Consider the following 16347-nt stretch of genomic DNA (forward strand, 5'->3'; position numbering starts at 1 on the left):
ACTATTTATTTTCGTTATCTTTATTTTTGCTTTTCAAGTTGATCCAAAAAGATTTTTGCTTGTTGATTAATTGTTTTGAAATCAATCCCTTGTTGTTGTGCAGCAAACACGCAGCCACAATAGCATTGACGGAAAATGTCATAGTCTTGACACATCGTAATCGACCGTTCGTAACCTTTATTTTTCTTGAAATCACTCGGTAAATATTTCACATCGTACAATTGTTGCACATCTAAGCCGATTTCATTAATTAACTGTGCATTCTTTTTAGGAGATAAAGTAATCGCACTACCAAAATAATCAAATCCCATCTCTACTGCGGCTTCTGCAACCATTTCTAAACGCATTCCAAAGCATGCAGAGCAACGTGCGCCCCCCTCTGGTTCCTCAGTAAGCCCACGCGACTTGGCCATTTTCATAAACTCGTGTGGTTTGTATGGCGCTTCAATATAACGAACTTGATTGCCCGTTCTTTCATTAAAGTCATGTACAAACTTTTCCTGAACGCGTGCACGGCGTAAATATTCGTTTTTAGGGTGAATATTTGGATTCGCAAAATAAATAGCGATATCCGCATACTCCGATAGAAACTCTAATGTATATGTACTACACGGTGCACAACAGCTATGTAATAACAATGAAGGCCGCTCGTTTTCACGTTGCCAACTCATAATCATTTTTCTTAATACTTTGTCATAGTTAATTTTTTGGTTTTTCATCTTATTTAAAATCTGTTCCGCTTGAATCATAAAATTCCCCACTTCAACGTATGATATTTTTAGTAAATCCAATATAACATAAAAGGAAAGGCTATCGCCGACACAATATTAAGTTTTCCTCTTCATTTGTCATAATTAAAAATGGCATTAAAAAAGTGGGGAATCCCCCACCGCATTTCATCATGATTGTGAACTTGCAAACGTCACCTGCATTTGCCAAGCGAAATGATTCAAACGTTCAAATTGAATTTGTCCGCCAATTTTCATGACCATCTCTGTCAATACTGCTTTTAATGGATAATATTCTGTACGCAAATCTTCAACTAAATTGATATCTCCTTTATTTTTATATGTTTGGATTGTCTGTTCTCGCGCGTCTTCCGTTTCAAATAGCGTATCAATCAAAATGATTTGTCCCGCATCATTCAAAAATGACTTCATATAGGATAACGCACGCTGTTTGTCTACATCGTTCAAATGATGAAAAGCAAAAGTCGACACAATCGTATCAAATTTGTGCTTCATCGGAATATCTAAAAAATGACCTGCCATCACCGGTATCCCTTTTTGATTCGCTATTTTTCTCATATCTTGAGAGGGATCAATTGCGATGACATCTTTTCCAGCACGAATGAGACGTTCTGTTAAATTACCTGTCCCAGCACCGATTTCAAGCACTTGACCTGTTGCACGTTTAACGACACTTGCTAACATGTCCGAATAACCGGCAAATACATCTTTATATTCATTGTCATCCCCTGTATTCCAAACTGTTTCATCATAACGTTTTGCCCATTTTTCAAAGATATCCATGAATTCCACAATCCCGCCTCCTAATCCCTAGTATTCTGATATGAATCATATAATAAAGCGCTGAATTTTGTCAATTTTAAATGCCTCGTCTATCGACAATAAACAGAACGAATGACGTGAGAACGCATTTTAAAACAATCCATGAGACTTTATTCAACTTACAATAACGCATACGTCATGTTGAATTTCAATTGTTTTAGAATTAAAAATGCACCTTCAAAAGTTGAAAATCAAACATCCAACTTCTGAAGGTGTACATCGCTTTATTTACTCCAATACGTCACTTTTTTCAGCTTTTTCAGCTAATCCTTGTGCCAACGGATGTAAATAAGGCTTACCAATCAAACCGATCAAGAAGAATCCTATGCCAAACAGACCTAACATCGTCAATTTAAATGTTAAAATCTGTGGTACAGGGCCTCCAACCGCTTCTCTTAATGCATCGATACTATACGAGAATGGTAAAAACGGATGAATATTTTGGAAAAACTGTGGTGTCACTTCAATTGGGAATGTCCCTCCACCACCGGCAATTTGTAATACGAGTAAAACGATCGCCAATGCCTTTCCTGGGTTCCCCAAAACAGAAACTAATGTATATACAATCGTTGTAAAGACAATTGCTGAATAAATTGAAATCGCAATGAATAAAGGAACGGACTCTACAGATGCTTTAAGAATAACAATGTCTCCAATCGAAACAATCGTTGCTTGGATGATATTCATTAATAAAAAGAGTCCCATCTTACCGAGATAGATTTCTCGTATCGTTAAATACGGTTTCAAAGTCGCATGTTTATTGTGTGTTGTTAATAAACTAACTAATAATAATGCCCCTACCCAAATGGATAACGCTGTATAAAATGGTGTACTCGCCGAACCATAATTCTTCACAGGGAAAATATCTTCTTTATGCAAGTCGATTGGATTTGCAATGATCCCTGCTTGCTTTTTCAAATCATTGCGCAATAAATCAATCAGATCTTCAATCGTATGTGCTTTATCAAGCTCTTTGAAAATACGATCTGCCTTTTGTAAATCTTGCTCTACACCCGGTAAATCATTTCGTGCAAATTCAGCCACTCGGTGCAATGTTTCTTTTGCTTGAGGTTGATTGGTATCTAAAATCTCACGTAAACGATCATATTCTGCAAAAACTTTTGGTAATTTATTATTGACGTTTGATGTCACGTCACTAATACGGGATTCTACACCAGGGAGATCATTTTCAACAAATTGCGATGCTTTCGCAACTTTTTCTCGAAACTTAGGGAAATACGCTTGCGCTGCATCGATGGCTTGAATGTACTGAGCTTCTATATGCGGCAATGTATCACTCAATTGATGCAAACGCTGCTGCCCTTCAGTTAAAATTTGCTGTCCCTGACGAATCGCACGGTTCACATTTTGGAGTTGTTGTTGTACCGTTTCTACTGTTGTTGCGCCTTGATTTAACGCTTGTCCTAAGTTCTGCGCCAAAGTCTCTGTCGCTTGGGCAAGCTGATTTTGAATCTCGTTCGGTAACGTTTTAAAGTGACTTTGTATTTTGTCGATACTGCTTAATACCTTCATCGCTTCTGCATCACCAGAATTCCCCGCCTTGATGGCATCATTTAATGCATTTAATTGTTGTGTCAATTGTTGAATATCATCTTGCGCTGTTTTCAATTGTGACTGAGGTTGAGACAAGTCCACATGATCGGTCTTTTCAAGTTGAGATAAGAAATCACGATAATCTCGAACCATTTTATTCACGTTGTTCATTCGAGCAATCACATGACTTAAAGGGACTTCAAATTGCTTTGGCTGATCGGTGCTTAAAATACCTGAACTCAAAGTTTTCACGACATCCATGTCTGTTCCTGTTGCCTCGAGCTGTTGATTCATCGCTTGATTCATATTTTGTAATGTTTCTTGATAAGCTGTCGTCAACGTCGATGCCTCGTCACTTGAAATGACGTGTCCTTCCGGTAACGGAGAAGCATTTCCTTGTGTCGCTGTACTCAGTGGCTGTACCGTATAAACAGTACCAACTGTACTTTGTGGTTGCAACCCCGACACCTGGTGGCTTGGTGCATTTTGATTCGGTGCGCTTTGTAGGCCATTCGTACGATTGGCACCGTTTTGTAACACATTGATGCGCTGTTCAATGTCAGTCAAACGTTGTTGAATGTCATTCAATTGCACACGCGCTTTATCCGTTCCCTCTATCGCACGGTCGATCCCATTATTTATAGTAGGAAACTGATTAGGCACTTTACTCCCAATTTGCAACACACGTTCAATTTCTGGCATCGCCTGATTCAATGAGACGATTAATTTTGCACGTTCATTGATCGCTGGAATACTCGCATTCAGTTGATTTAATCGTTCTGTCGCATTCACTGCATCTGCTTTATATTGATCCAATGCTCTAAAGCGATCGGCATAAGCATCGATATCCGCTTGATGTTCATCTAAGTAAATCAATGTTTTGCGGAATTGCTCGATTTTAGGCAAAGCGGCATTCGCTGCATATACGCCCTCTTTCACTTTATTGTATGTTGGCAGCTGATCTTCAAGTTTAATACCGACACGATTCGCTTCATCCAATAGGGCTTTCGTCACCGTTTCATTGAATCGATCATTTGCCTTTTTGACAATCTCACTCGACCCCGCGTCTGTCATTTTAGGTGCGATCGCATTAAGTTTTTGATTGACTTTATATTCAACTTCCGCTTGCTGAGGATCTTTACGGACAATCCCTGTGACTTGATGTGTAAATTTTTCTGGAATATAAATAGCTGCGTAATATTTTCCCATTCGTAAATCTTGGTCCGCTTTTTCTCGACTTACAAATTGCCAATCGAAGTGATGATCTTTATGCAAAGTTTCTTCAATTTGGTTTCCTACGTTCACTTTCTTTTGACGTACAGTATCTCCTTTATCTTCATTGACAACCGCAATTTTTATTTTATTCGTATTTGAATAAGGATCCCAAGTTGCTTCAAGGTTAAACCATGCATAAAAAGAAGGTAATATGGCTAACCCGATAATGAGCACCATGGCGCCTGGTGTTTTAGCAATTTTTTTGATATCCATCAGAAAAAGTTTGATGGCATTTTTCATTTTCTCACCTCAATATTGAATGAAACGCTTTATTATTTACGTCCCTTCATGTAGTATAAACATGTGCATGAATTGTAAAAAATCCTTTATATATTTAAGTTAACATACATCAACAAACATCAGGCATATTACAGTATAACAATTCCATCATCGGTTTGTACACCCTGTTTTAATATCCTTGTGCGCCTCTATCAAACACTTAGGACCACGCATGATTGGCATGCTGTCTTACACTTTGAATAATGACGCATAGACGTAAAAATTAAACCATGCACTGTACGCATTACTTTTCGGAAAGGAGTATCGACTTGAACAAAACATTTATTTTTTCAGGACTGCTCGGTACAGCAGTACTATTGCCCTCAGTGACACCACATTGGACTGTTTCAGCGACACAACAAGCTGAGAACACGACCAAAGAAGAAACGTCCACCCATCATGACGACAATTCTAAATCGGATGACAAAGTCGCTTATCGTTCGGAAGAAACCGATACATCAAAAAAGAAAGCAACCATTGATGACAAAGACGCGACACCCGAATCTCAAATACTTACGCACCTTTTCTCACAGAACAAGAATTCATCCTTCAATACGCCTTTTTCAACTCAAAAAAATGGCCTGGATCCCCTCTTTCATTCTGTGTTAAATGACGTTACTGATGTGCTCAATCCTGCATATTTTTTCTCAAAACAAGAAACGTCCAATCCAAATACGCAAACAACAGTGGCACCAGAAAACCGAGACTTTCTCGAGCAACTCCAAACGTTGTTAACGGGTCAAGGCTCTGAGCAACATGAACCACAGCCTGCACCCCAATCTAAAAAAACGGCAGCTTCTGAATCATCATCTCAAACTGAAGCACTGGCATCCAAGCCTTCAGATGCACATGCTGACGCAACGAAAAATGAAGCTTCGCATGCAACACATACACAAAAACCAAATTCTGATGCGATTGACTCTGAATCGTCAACATCTTCAAAAAATACGGATTCGACAGCCTCTCATCGCAACGACAGTGCGCCGGAACAAAATGAAGCCGTGATTGATTCATTGTTAGATCAATACAGCGAAAAAGCACGTCAAACGAATGATGCCTATCGAAAACAAAAAGCGGCAATAAGTCAACATCATACAAACACACATGAGTCGCAAATTACTAATCCGGACTCATTCAAACAGACACGTGAACAAGCGCCGAGTCAATCTTTTACATCATCGTCTCAAGACGCAAATACCCGTCAAACCTCACTCTTTGAAGTCATACCAAAATCCGACTCTGATTTTAGCGAGACGCAACAAATGCGCGCTATTCCACAAAATTCGACACGTGCGTTTATTCGTGATATCGCTAAGGCGGCACATGATATCGGTCAGCAAGAGGACATCTATGCTTCCGTTATGATTGCCCAAGCCATTTTAGAATCAGATTCTGGAAAAAGCGAATTAGCACGCGCCCCTTACTATAATTTATTTGGCATTAAAGGGGGCTATCAGGGGCAGTCTGTCAATTTCCAAACGTTAGAATCAGATGGAAATCAGCTGTATCAAATCCAAGCAGACTTCAGAACGTATCCCAATCAAAAAGCATCATTGTCAGACTATGCCGATTTAATTAAAAATGGGATTGATGGAAATCCTACAATCTATAAAGAGGTATGGAAAAGCGAGAGTTCTGACTACCGCTCAGCTACAACAGCATTAGTTGGAACTTATGCCACTGATCCACAATATGATAAAAAGCTACAAGCCATTATTGAAGCTTATGATTTAACACGTTTTGATGAAAAAGATATGCCGACATCGCTTGATGACAATCCGATGCCATCTCCTTCTCAAGACGATATTGGTACATTCAAGCCGTTCTCAGTATCTGGTCCATCCCCTTATCCACATGGTCAGTGTACATGGTATGTGTATCATCGGATGGCACAATTCGGTATCAACATTCCGGGCGATATGGGGAACGCTAGCGATTGGACTTACTCTGCACTCATTAAAGGCTATAGTGTATCTCGTCAACCTAAAGTCCATCATGCTGTCGTTTTCAAACCGAATCAACTCGGTGCCGATCGCTACTATGGTCACGTTGCCTTTGTTGAAAAAGTCCTTCATGATGGTTCAATTGTTGTTTCTGAATCTAATGTCAAAGGACTCGGTGTCATCTCATACCGTACCATCAACGCAAACCAAGCTCAAAAATTAGATTATATCAGTGGCGATTTATCAACGCTCAATTAATAAAATATTTTTGAAACGCTATTATTGGGGATTTTAACACCGTTACTAACGGCATATAAAAGTAATATCATTAACACATATGTAGGCCTATCGTAAGTGGATATGATTCAAAAGATGCAGACGGTATAATAATGAAATTGCCTATCTCTCAGGCGTCAATGCAGACGCAGAGAGGGAATCTATTCATGCTAGAGATTCTTGTTCACATCACGACCACAGCCATCAGTGGTTGTTATTTACGCATTGGCTACGTAATCGCAATGACAAATAGGCGACTATAGTCACTCTAAAAGGGGCTGGGACATAGGGTTTCAGCCCCTTTTTCCTTCAGAAAAAGAATATAACTGTACATGCTTATTTAAGCAAATTTGTACATACTTATCTTGACATTTATATTTTGCTTATTAAAATGTGCTATTTTCTATTGCCTTATCCTAGTCAAAATCGGTTGTTTTTCAATATATTTAACATTGTTACTCAAATATAAAATATCCTGCTATAATACCTAATAAGAAGTACAGTATAAATGCAATAAAAATGTTTTTTTTGTCATTTTTTAATAATTCATTAGATTTGCCTGTGCGTTTTTTGATGATTTTTTCATCAATCCATTTACTTCCAGTAGAAGCCAATGAAAATACTAAACCGGTTAAAATGATATAGAGTATCGCCATTGTTTTTTCTCCTTAATTTATAAATTCAAATATTTTTCAACTTCTTTAATCGAATATGGATCTTTAATGAATTTTCCATTAACATAAACGCTTGGAACATACTTATTTTTATATTTTTTATACATTTCCTAATCTTTTTTAGCTAAATTTAATATTTATACCTCTTTTCAAAAAATGATTCGCGTTACTAATGGATTCATTTCTACTTTTTCCTACACTTATCGCTTGAGCAATTCTCCCACTACTTGAAACATTCATACTTAATATATCTTTTTCTTTGCACCATACCCTATATTCTTTTATGTTAAATTCTTTAATATACTTTTCATTTATTTCGATTTTCTCTACCAAACCAGCCTTTGGAGGTAAGTATGAAATAGCCGCATAACGCGGTACATTGATGTGAAAAGAATCTATATCGTCTATTTGATCTTTTGTAACCATTCCTCTAAATATCGTTTCAATTATATTTTTGTCAAAAGCTAAATCGTATAAATCATTAATCTGATCTCCACCAAATCTTGCTTGACTTTCTACTATCTTTAGTCCTTCATTTGTAACAATAATTTCTGTATGGCAAGGACCATTAATGACATTCATAATATCTAAAAATTTCATCACATCACTTTGTATCATACTTATTTCATCGTGAGATAAACTTGCTGGGACAATATGTCCTAATTCTATAAAATTTTCGCCTTTTATTTTTTCTGTTATACAATAAATCTTGTGAATACCACCTTCAGAGTAACTTTCAACGCTAAATTCTTTACCTTCTATAAATTGTTCTATAATAAATTCTTCTATTTTTAGGTTATTTATTAAATCTGCTATTTCTTTTAAACTACACTTCGATATTTTGTAGATATCTTTGCTTGCTGAACCTTTTTTAGGTTTTAATATGCTTGTTCCATAGTTTGATACAAACTTTATTATTTTTTCTGCATTTAAATTATCAGAAAAATTCAGGCTATCAAATCCTTCCTTGCTTAAATGCTTTCTCATTTTATACTTATTCGATGATAATTCTATTGATCCTTTAGAGTAAGTATAATTAACGCCTAACGTTTCGCAAATTCTTAAAGCTACTTCCTGTAAATCGTCTTCAAGCGTATAAACAAAGTCAACATTATCCAACTCATTTATTTTTATGGCCTCACCTAACCATCTTTCCATCGAATTCTCTTCTATATAGAAAGTCATATTATATAGATTTTTATGATTCTTTTTTTCATATTCTTGTAATGTAATTAAAGTTCCCTTCCCTTTTAATGCAGACAAATATCATCATTTCCTTCTAGTTTAATCTCTACACCATTTATAGGAACACCTATGGGGATCGTATTTTTTTCATTAAATTTCAATTGATAATAAGTGGCAAATATCGTTGCCTTTGCTGGGCCATATAAATTAAAAACATGAGTTGTCAAAGGGATGATATCTTTTAATTTATCTTTCAATGCTACATTGAATACTTCCCCTGCTACAGAAATTGTTTCTACACTTCTCCACGAACACTTATTACCATTAGATAATAAAAACTCTAAATAACTAGGTGAGAATGCTAAGTGCGTAATTTCATACCTTTCTATATACTTTAAAGTATTTTTAATTCGCTTTTCTACGGTATTAATGTTTTCATCATAACAAACCAACTGGCATCCTAATAAAATAGGCGCAAATATTTCACTCAATGAAACATCAAATGTATATGATGTAGAAAATAAAAATTTAGAATTTTTGTCAGCTCCAATTAGCCTATAATATTCTGATAAAATATGATATATTCCATTCTCGGATAATCTTATCTTTTTAGGGTAGCCTGTGGATCCTGATGTAAGTGCTAAATATTCATTCTCTATAGCAGACTCAGAGAAATTATGTTGTCGATGATCATTCACATCCAAAGTGTTGATATCTAAATGATTGATATCAAGATTTTTGTCTGAGATTACATCATCAATCTCCAAGTCCTTGTGTAATAATAAGTGTTCTTCCAAATTAATATCTTTAGCAAGTGGAATAGGCACTTTCCCTGCTTTCCATATCCCTATTATTGTAGGTAAAACATATAAATCATTACTTAAGAGATAGGGTATGTATTTACGATTAGATTTTAAACAATATTTACTGATTTCATTAGATAAATGGTCAATTTCCATATTTGTATAGGCTTTATTTCCGTTAGTCAAAATAACTTGTTTAGGGTTTTTCGCTACATTTTCGTAGAATTTATCTAATATTTTGTTTTTCATTATTATCCTCTTCTAACTTTTTATAATTTCTTTTATGTGATGCTCTAAGCAGAAATCAATATACATTGCATGACTTTTAAGCTCTGTAGAAATGATGACATGTGTGATTTCTTCTTTTGTATAATCCCTCCCATTTTTCAGAATCATAGTAATAATGAAAAATTTTGTCAAAATATTTTTCAAACATTTTTAACCGCGCGACACTAAACCCCTTTTCTGTTCTGCCAGAAAAGGGGTGCTTTGGGGGCTGACTCACGCGTTATGCTGAATACATCTCTTAATCTGATGCGGTAATGCCTCACTGTTAACACGCCGCACCTATCATTTTTTCGCCGTCAAATGCATCTTCCGACGTTTCATGTATATAAGGATAAGACCTATCCCCAATAGGATGACACCACTGATGATTGGAAGTCTATCATGTTTCAATATTTCTCCTGCACTTGGAAGCACAAACTGTCCATTCTGATCAAATAACCCGTCAAGAAAATGGTCACTTCCGCTTTGTGACTTTATCGCTTGATATGGATCAATATTGGGCTTCGGTGCAAAGTCATGTTTGAACAATCCCCCAGATTGCTGGCGTGTACCGTGCTTTTGTTGATTCAACAATTCACGTAATTTGTCATTCGTAGGTCCTGATTTGTTCATATCACGACCGAATAACCCGTTTCCGATGATGTCTGACAATTGGTTTATAGGAGAGAACAAATGTTGAATATCTATTTTCGCATTTTGTTGAAGTTGACTTAGTTGTTCCCGCAAAGTCAGCAATCGATTTGCTTGTGCACGCAATTCATCGTCCAGCTGTTTCAAAATATCGTGATTCTCCGACTCGTTCTGACTTATGCGCTTAGCAATCAACGCCGCATTTTCTGAATTTAAACGTCCCCCTAAAATACTTTCGATGACTTTTGGATTGGCATCTGTATTGTTCAATATTGTGTTTAAAATATCATCACTTGTTGCAGTACCATCCGATTTAAATTGTGTTTTCAATCGCTGAAGAAGCACCTCATTGTTTGGATTTCCTTGCATGATTTGTTGTGCCAGTTGCTGTGCTTTTTGCCTATCAAAGCGTGACGCTAATATACGCTCTAGTAAACCTTGACGATTTGAAGTGTTATCGAACATACCACGCAATAAATCATCGCTCGTTGTCGATTTCAGTTGATCAATCTCTCGTTGAATTTGGTCGGCCAACTGTTGATTTGTTTTGCCTTCAATCGTTATCTTTTGAGCACGTTGTTCAGCTTCTTTCTGATTGAATACTGTTCCAAGTATATTCTTGACTACTGCTTGTTTGTCTCCATTTTCTTTCAACTGTGACAAAATCGTATCATTTTGTTGATTCAACTGTCGTGTCACAGTCTGTGAATCACGTAATAATTGTTGTTTTTCATCTTTAGGAGTATCTTTAAGTCCTTTAATTTGTCGATCGAACGTATTTAAAAGATGATGCTTTGTCGCTAAATAATGATTCGCATCGTCTTGTGATATTTGTTTAGAAACCCATTGATCGATTTGATTGACTGTATCGCTCGCTTCTCTCAATGGTTCGACTGGTGATGTGCTTCCCTGTGCAACGGTTTCAGCCCATGTTTCCAACAAGTTTGACGACTGCGCCCGCGTCTCAGACGATAGGCGTTCATGTACTGTTTTTAATATCTCGCTGATTGCATTTGTCTGTAATGGATCACTTCCAGTTGAATCGAACACATCCAAAGTATTCTCATTTTCTGATGACATTTGCTTTAAATCTTCTGTTTGTTGCTGTCCAAGAATAGGTGATGCTTTACTGTTTTGTGACCCTGTGAGACTTGGTTCGTCTAACACACCGCGTCCATCGACACCCTTCTGTTGACCTTCATCAACTTTCGCTTTCAGACGTGCAAGTTTTTCATCAATCTGTGCCACTTGAGGCTGTGGGTTGTCCTTTGTTGTCGCTGCACTTGCAAGACGATTCGCTTCGTTTGCCGCTTTTAAAACTGTCTTCATATCAGCTTGTGAATAATCCAACTGACTTAATAATTCGATAAACGACTGCTTATATTCAGTATTTAAAAATTTCAGTGATTTCACTTTTTGCACTGCATCTGCATTGAACGTCTTCAAAGATTGATGGGTTTGAGTCACTGCATTTGCAGTCGATTGAAATAACGGGGCGTATGACCACTGCATTGAACTTCCTATCAATAGGACGGAAACACCTATTTTTAATAAATGATGACGTTGATTGTAAGATGCGGTCGACTTCAACTGAACCATGTCATCCTTCCTTTCTTTTTACGCGATATATTTTAAATTATAACGTTTATTTCTTCTTTTTTAAATCAATTAGAAGAAATCGTTTGTATGAGCAATCGTCTAGGAACGATCAGATGTGATCTTCCTAGACGACCGTCATAAGACTATTGCATGTCTTCCGCGACAATCATTGCATCATACGTTGTAACCGTTCAAAGAGTAACGCATTGTTTGATGCCGTCAACAACTGTTCACGTCGTTCATCTTGCATTAAATTTTTTGAAAGTTGTTGTAGCACTTTTAAATGCGTATCATGACTTTCTTCTGGAACGGCAATCAAAAAGATCAGCTGTGGTAACGTCCCATCTAAACTTTCCCATTGCACACCTTTATCATGCTTCAAAACCGCAACGATCGGTTGACGAACAGCGCTCGTTTTTGCGTGAGGCATGGCAATGTGCATTCCTAATGCTGTGCTCGATTGTGCTTCTCTAGCTAAAACAGCGGCTTTTAATTTTGCCTCATCTGTCACATAATTTTCACGCACAAGTTGACGAATTAACGTATCAATCGCTGCATCTCTATCCATCGGTTGATCTGTTTGAATGGTCACCTTAGGATCAAATAATGTATGCATTTCTTGTGTTTCTTGATCAGATATCGTCGTAGGCATCTCATCTCGTTCCTTCTCATGACTTAGTGTGATCATCGAGTTACCGTTCATTGGGTTTTCCGTGGATCCTACTGTTTGTACAACAGTAGGATGCTTTTTAAACAATAAGACGAGTGTCATTGTGACGAAGCTCCCTGCCAGTACAGCGACCACAAAGATTAACACACCATCAATCCCACCGAGTACTGCAACAATCGGTCCACCATGTGCGACTCTATCACCAACATGTCCTAATGCAGCAATGACTGAAGCGACCATGGCACCAATCATATTCGCTGGAATGATGCGTAACGGGTCTTGGGCCGCAAAAGGAATGGCACCTTCAGTAATACCGAAGAGACCCATTGTAAATGAGGCTTTACCCATTTCAATTTCATTGCGGTTAAACTTACGCTGTTGTATAAAAGTTGCTAAACCTAAACCAATAGGCGGCGTACACACTGCGACTGCAACCATCCCCATGACACTGTAATTCCCTTCAGCAATCAACGCCGATCCAAAAAGAAAAGCAACCTTATTTACAGGACCACCCATGTCAAAAGCAATCATGGCACCAATAATCATTGCTAAAATGATCACATTCGCGCCTTGCATGCCTTTTAACCATGCTGTCAATGCTTCAAAAATACCCGCAATTGGGGCACCAATAACGAAAATGAAGATGATTCCTACGAGGACAGATGCTACGATAGGAATAATAATAATTGGCATAATCGGTGCCATCGCTTTGGGCACTTTAATATTTTTAATCCACTTTGCAATATAACCCGCTAGAAAACCGGCCACAATCCCCCCTAAAAAGCCGGCACCTGCATCACTGCCATAAAAACTACCATCGGCTGCAATAGCGCCTCCAATCATACCCGGTACAAGACCTGGTTTATCTGCAATACTCATCGCAATATAACCGGCTAAAATGGGAACCATAAAACTAAAAGCAAGTGCCCCTATTTTTTCAAACGGTTTCCAAAAAGAATCATCCGGAATAACCAACCCTTGCGTTGCCGTCTTCTCGCCCCCTAATGACAGTGCTAATGCAATTAATAGCCCTCCGACAACAATGAAAGGGACCATAAACGATACACCATTCATCAAGTGTTGATAAATCTGTTGCATTCCGTTTGGTTTGGGTTGTCCTGCATGAGACGTACTTTTAACTGTTTCCTCGTTCGAATGATAAATCGGCGCTTCACCATTGATGATGCGCTGAATTAACGCCTCAGGTTGATGAATTCCTGCGCGTACACTTTCTTTAATCAGATGTTTCCCATGAAATCGTGATAAGTCCACTTGTCGATCTGCAGCAATAATAATCCCATCTGCTGCGGCTATTTCTTCATCAGTTAAAAGATTTTCGACCCCGATCCCTCCTTGCGTTTCAACTTTAATCTTAATGCCTAATTTCTGAGCTGCTTGTTCTAACTTTTCTTGTGCCATATAAGTATGCGCAATACCATTCGGACAAGATGTCACTGCAAGTATTTTCACAACACACGCTTCCTCTCTTCAAAAATTCCAATACATCCCCATCTTATCCCCTTAGACTACGCAATTCAATGATAAATTTAAGCGCTTTCAAACTTTTTCATATTCAGTCATCCTCATTAAACGACAATCTAAAAAGCAGAAAACCCTTCTCTATACAAGTTAAAGAATGATTTTCTGCCTATAAACGGATTTGATAATCAGATGCCTGTAAACAGCGTAAACAGCCCATTATGCCCCATACAAAGGCCCGCAATCCCTTTAAAACAGGTAACGCTTATGGGTCACGGCATATCATGCACCGTTTATAATGCCTGGATCCACGGTGGCTTTAGGTTCATCATATACTTCTGCACAATAACCTTTAAAATCACAATTTGGACATTGCAGCTGACGTGTTTTCGGTGTATGACTGGCAAAGATCCATTGTTGGATGTCTGGTTTAAAGATCGTTTGGCAGTTTGGACACATATAGGCCACATGTTCATAATAATATTTAACCAATCGATAAGACATCATACCACTGTAAGAAAAGGCAGCGATTGTTGGCCAAATCGTCCGATATTTTAAACTTGAACGAATCCCAAAAATATGAGCGATTGTTGTTGTCGCACCCCAAAATACCATGTGACGTGTTAAATGAGATAATTGTGGTTGTTTTTTCATCATACGCTCAATGTCTGAAAGATTTTTAACAGGTGCAGATGATACGTCGAGTATCATATTTTGCATCGCTTTAATTTGTTTTAATTGCGCTTGTTGGGTTTGAATCTCTTGCGCGGTGGCTTGTGCTTTTTGTTCTAATATTAAACGAACTGTTTTTAATGTCCCTTGAGAGGACATCAATTTTCGTATTTCTTTTAAATTAAGTCCTAACGATTTCATGATTAAAATAAGATTCAATTGTTCAACTTCATGTTCGGTATAAATGCGATATTGATTGTCTTCAATCCATGCGGGTTTCAAAATCCCTTTTTCATCATAATATTGTAACGTACGTTTCGAAATATCAAACATCGATGCAAGCTTTCCTGTTGAATATTGAGACATTGAATATCACCTCCTTATCTTATCTATACATCATGACGTTGCGTGACAGTCAACAATCTCATGCATAATTTTCATCATTTTTTCAGGTTCATCGACAAAAGGCGCATGTGCAGTATCTTGAAACGCATAAAAACGTTTCTCTTTCGCCCCCACATGATCAAAAAACGCTTTGCTGTCTTCATAGGTCGTTTGCATATCATGAACCCCTTGTAAAATATAAACCGGCACTGTTATTTCCTGGGCAATATGATTTAAATTCGTATGTGCCATTTCAGACGTCAAATGCTCAAATGTAGACAAACTCCCCCGAATGATATTCACACGCTCAATAAAACGATAGTACGGTGTTTGCATCATCACTAAAAACATTCGCCATACAGAATAACCTCGGCTTGAAAAACCAACACGGTAGCGCGTCGTATAGCGTTGTCTCACTTTTTCATATGCGCAATCTTGATTGAAATCTCGCGTTAAATGAATCTTTTGCAACTGTTTAATCGCATGCTGATTTTTTTCTTCATGTGCTAAAAATAATAAATGTTGGAGAATTCGCTGCTCGTTATGAAAAACATCGCCCAATTGTCCCATGCCAATGTATGCAGCGATGTCTTCGGGATAGCGATGTGCCACATGGCTCCCAATAATTGTGCCAAATGAATGACACATTAAATAGACTTGCTCTTGATGAAAATAGCGTTTTAAAAATTGAATTAATTGATGGAGGTCATCAATTAATTGTGCCATTTCAATCTTTTTACGTGTATAAGACATCCCTGTCCCTCGTTGATCCCAAAAAACAACGGTATAATCATTTGTCAAATCAATATGATGCGCTCTAAAGAATGAATAGAGCGGGAACCCTGGCCCTCCATGCACAACGAGCAATATCGGCTTTGCTCTATCTCGTGACTCGATAATCATGCCCTGTTTATGATTGTTTAATATGAGATACCGCTTCATCACATGACGCCCATCTCGTTCAATATAAGTTTTCATTTCAACACCTCGTTATTTTCCCTCTTATTATAATCTATTTCGCCTTCCTTTTACGAGATAAGCGCGCCACGTATCAACGCATTTTAT

General features: G+C 37.6%; 11 protein-coding genes and 1 pseudogene. 2 read left to right on the forward strand and 10 right to left on the reverse strand.

Annotation, left to right across the window (positions count from 1 at the left end; all coding sequences use genetic code 11):
* Positions 1–20: 20 nt before the first annotated feature.
* The 3 genes from B5P37_RS04615 to B5P37_RS04625 form a co-directional block, all read right to left on the reverse strand.
* Entirely contained in the window at positions 21–749 is a 729-nt protein-coding gene (locus tag B5P37_RS04615) for an epoxyqueuosine reductase QueH (RefSeq protein WP_085237127.1), read from the reverse strand.
* A gap of 150 nt (positions 750–899) precedes the next feature.
* A complete protein-coding gene (locus B5P37_RS04620; protein ID WP_240622355.1) occupies positions 900–1532 on the reverse strand; it encodes a class I SAM-dependent methyltransferase in 633 nt (210 codons plus the stop codon).
* A 267-nt stretch (positions 1533–1799) separates the two neighbouring features.
* The gene (locus B5P37_RS04625) at positions 1800–4640 is read right to left on the reverse strand and encodes a YhgE/Pip domain-containing protein (protein ID WP_085237129.1); all 2841 of its coding nucleotides are present in this window, start codon (positions 4638–4640) and stop codon (positions 1800–1802) included.
* Positions 4641–4948: 308 nt separating this feature from the next.
* Here B5P37_RS04625 and B5P37_RS04630 point away from each other — a divergent pair, with 308 nt between their 5' ends.
* Positions 4949–6880, forward strand: coding sequence for a glucosaminidase domain-containing protein (locus B5P37_RS04630; RefSeq protein ID WP_085237130.1), 1932 nt, complete (start codon positions 4949–4951; stop codon positions 6878–6880).
* 185 nt (positions 6881–7065) lie between these two features.
* A pseudogene (locus B5P37_RS11805) lies at positions 7066–7151 on the forward strand (type I toxin-antitoxin system Fst family toxin).
* A 202-nt stretch (positions 7152–7353) separates the two neighbouring features.
* Here B5P37_RS11805 and B5P37_RS04635 read toward each other — a convergent pair.
* From B5P37_RS04635 to B5P37_RS04665, 7 genes are all read right to left on the reverse strand, one after another.
* Positions 7354–7554 carry a hypothetical protein gene (locus B5P37_RS04635; RefSeq protein ID WP_085237131.1) on the reverse strand — a complete coding sequence of 67 codons (201 nt, stop codon included), beginning with the start codon at positions 7552–7554 and terminating at the stop codon, positions 7354–7356.
* Positions 7555–7692: 138 nt separating this feature from the next.
* A complete protein-coding gene (locus B5P37_RS04640; protein ID WP_085237132.1) occupies positions 7693–8835 on the reverse strand; it encodes an ATP-grasp domain-containing protein in 1143 nt (380 codons plus the stop codon).
* Positions 8823–9809 carry an AMP-binding protein gene (locus B5P37_RS04645; protein WP_085237133.1) on the reverse strand — a complete coding sequence of 329 codons (987 nt, stop codon included), beginning with the start codon at positions 9807–9809 and terminating at the stop codon, positions 8823–8825. Before B5P37_RS04645 ends, B5P37_RS04640 begins: the two co-directional genes overlap by 13 nt.
* A 321-nt stretch (positions 9810–10130) precedes the next feature.
* Positions 10131–12077, reverse strand: a complete 1947-nt coding sequence (locus tag B5P37_RS04650; RefSeq protein ID WP_085237134.1) for a hypothetical protein — start codon at positions 12075–12077, stop codon at positions 10131–10133.
* A gap of 166 nt (positions 12078–12243) precedes the next feature.
* The gene (locus B5P37_RS04655) at positions 12244–14217 is read right to left on the reverse strand and encodes a fructose-specific PTS transporter subunit EIIC (protein ID WP_085237135.1); all 1974 of its coding nucleotides are present in this window, start codon (positions 14215–14217) and stop codon (positions 12244–12246) included.
* 291 nt (positions 14218–14508) lie between these two features.
* The gene (locus tag B5P37_RS04660) at positions 14509–15264 is read right to left on the reverse strand and encodes a MerR family transcriptional regulator (RefSeq protein ID WP_085237136.1); all 756 of its coding nucleotides are present in this window, start codon (positions 15262–15264) and stop codon (positions 14509–14511) included.
* Between the two features lie 30 nt (positions 15265–15294).
* On the reverse strand, positions 15295–16260 hold the full coding sequence (locus B5P37_RS04665; protein WP_085237137.1) for an alpha/beta fold hydrolase: 966 nt from the start codon (positions 16258–16260) through the stop codon (positions 15295–15297).
* Positions 16261–16347: the final 87 nt, after the last annotated feature.

The sequence above is a fragment of the Staphylococcus lutrae genome, from assembly GCF_002101335.1.
GTDB lineage: Bacteria > Bacillota > Bacilli > Staphylococcales > Staphylococcaceae > Staphylococcus > Staphylococcus lutrae.

Coding starts and splice junctions, on each gene's coding strand:
- B5P37_RS04615 (WP_085237127.1), bottom strand. CDS start 749: ATGATTCAAGCGGAACAGATTTTAAATAAGATGAAAAACCAAAAAATT.
- B5P37_RS04620 (WP_240622355.1), bottom strand. CDS start 1,532: ATGGATATCTTTGAAAAATGGGCAAAACGTTATGATGAAACAGTTTGG.
- B5P37_RS04625 (WP_085237129.1), bottom strand. CDS start 4,640: ATGAAAAATGCCATCAAACTTTTTCTGATGGATATCAAAAAAATTGCT.
- B5P37_RS04635 (WP_085237131.1), bottom strand. CDS start 7,554: ATGGCGATACTCTATATCATTTTAACCGGTTTAGTATTTTCATTGGCT.
- B5P37_RS04645 (WP_085237133.1), bottom strand. CDS start 9,809: ATGAAAAACAAAATATTAGATAAATTCTACGAAAATGTAGCGAAAAAC.
- B5P37_RS04650 (WP_085237134.1), bottom strand. CDS start 12,077: ATGGTTCAGTTGAAGTCGACCGCATCTTACAATCAACGTCATCATTTA.
- B5P37_RS04660 (WP_085237136.1), bottom strand. CDS start 15,264: ATGTCTCAATATTCAACAGGAAAGCTTGCATCGATGTTTGATATTTCG.
- B5P37_RS04665 (WP_085237137.1), bottom strand. CDS start 16,260: ATGAAAACTTATATTGAACGAGATGGGCGTCATGTGATGAAGCGGTAT.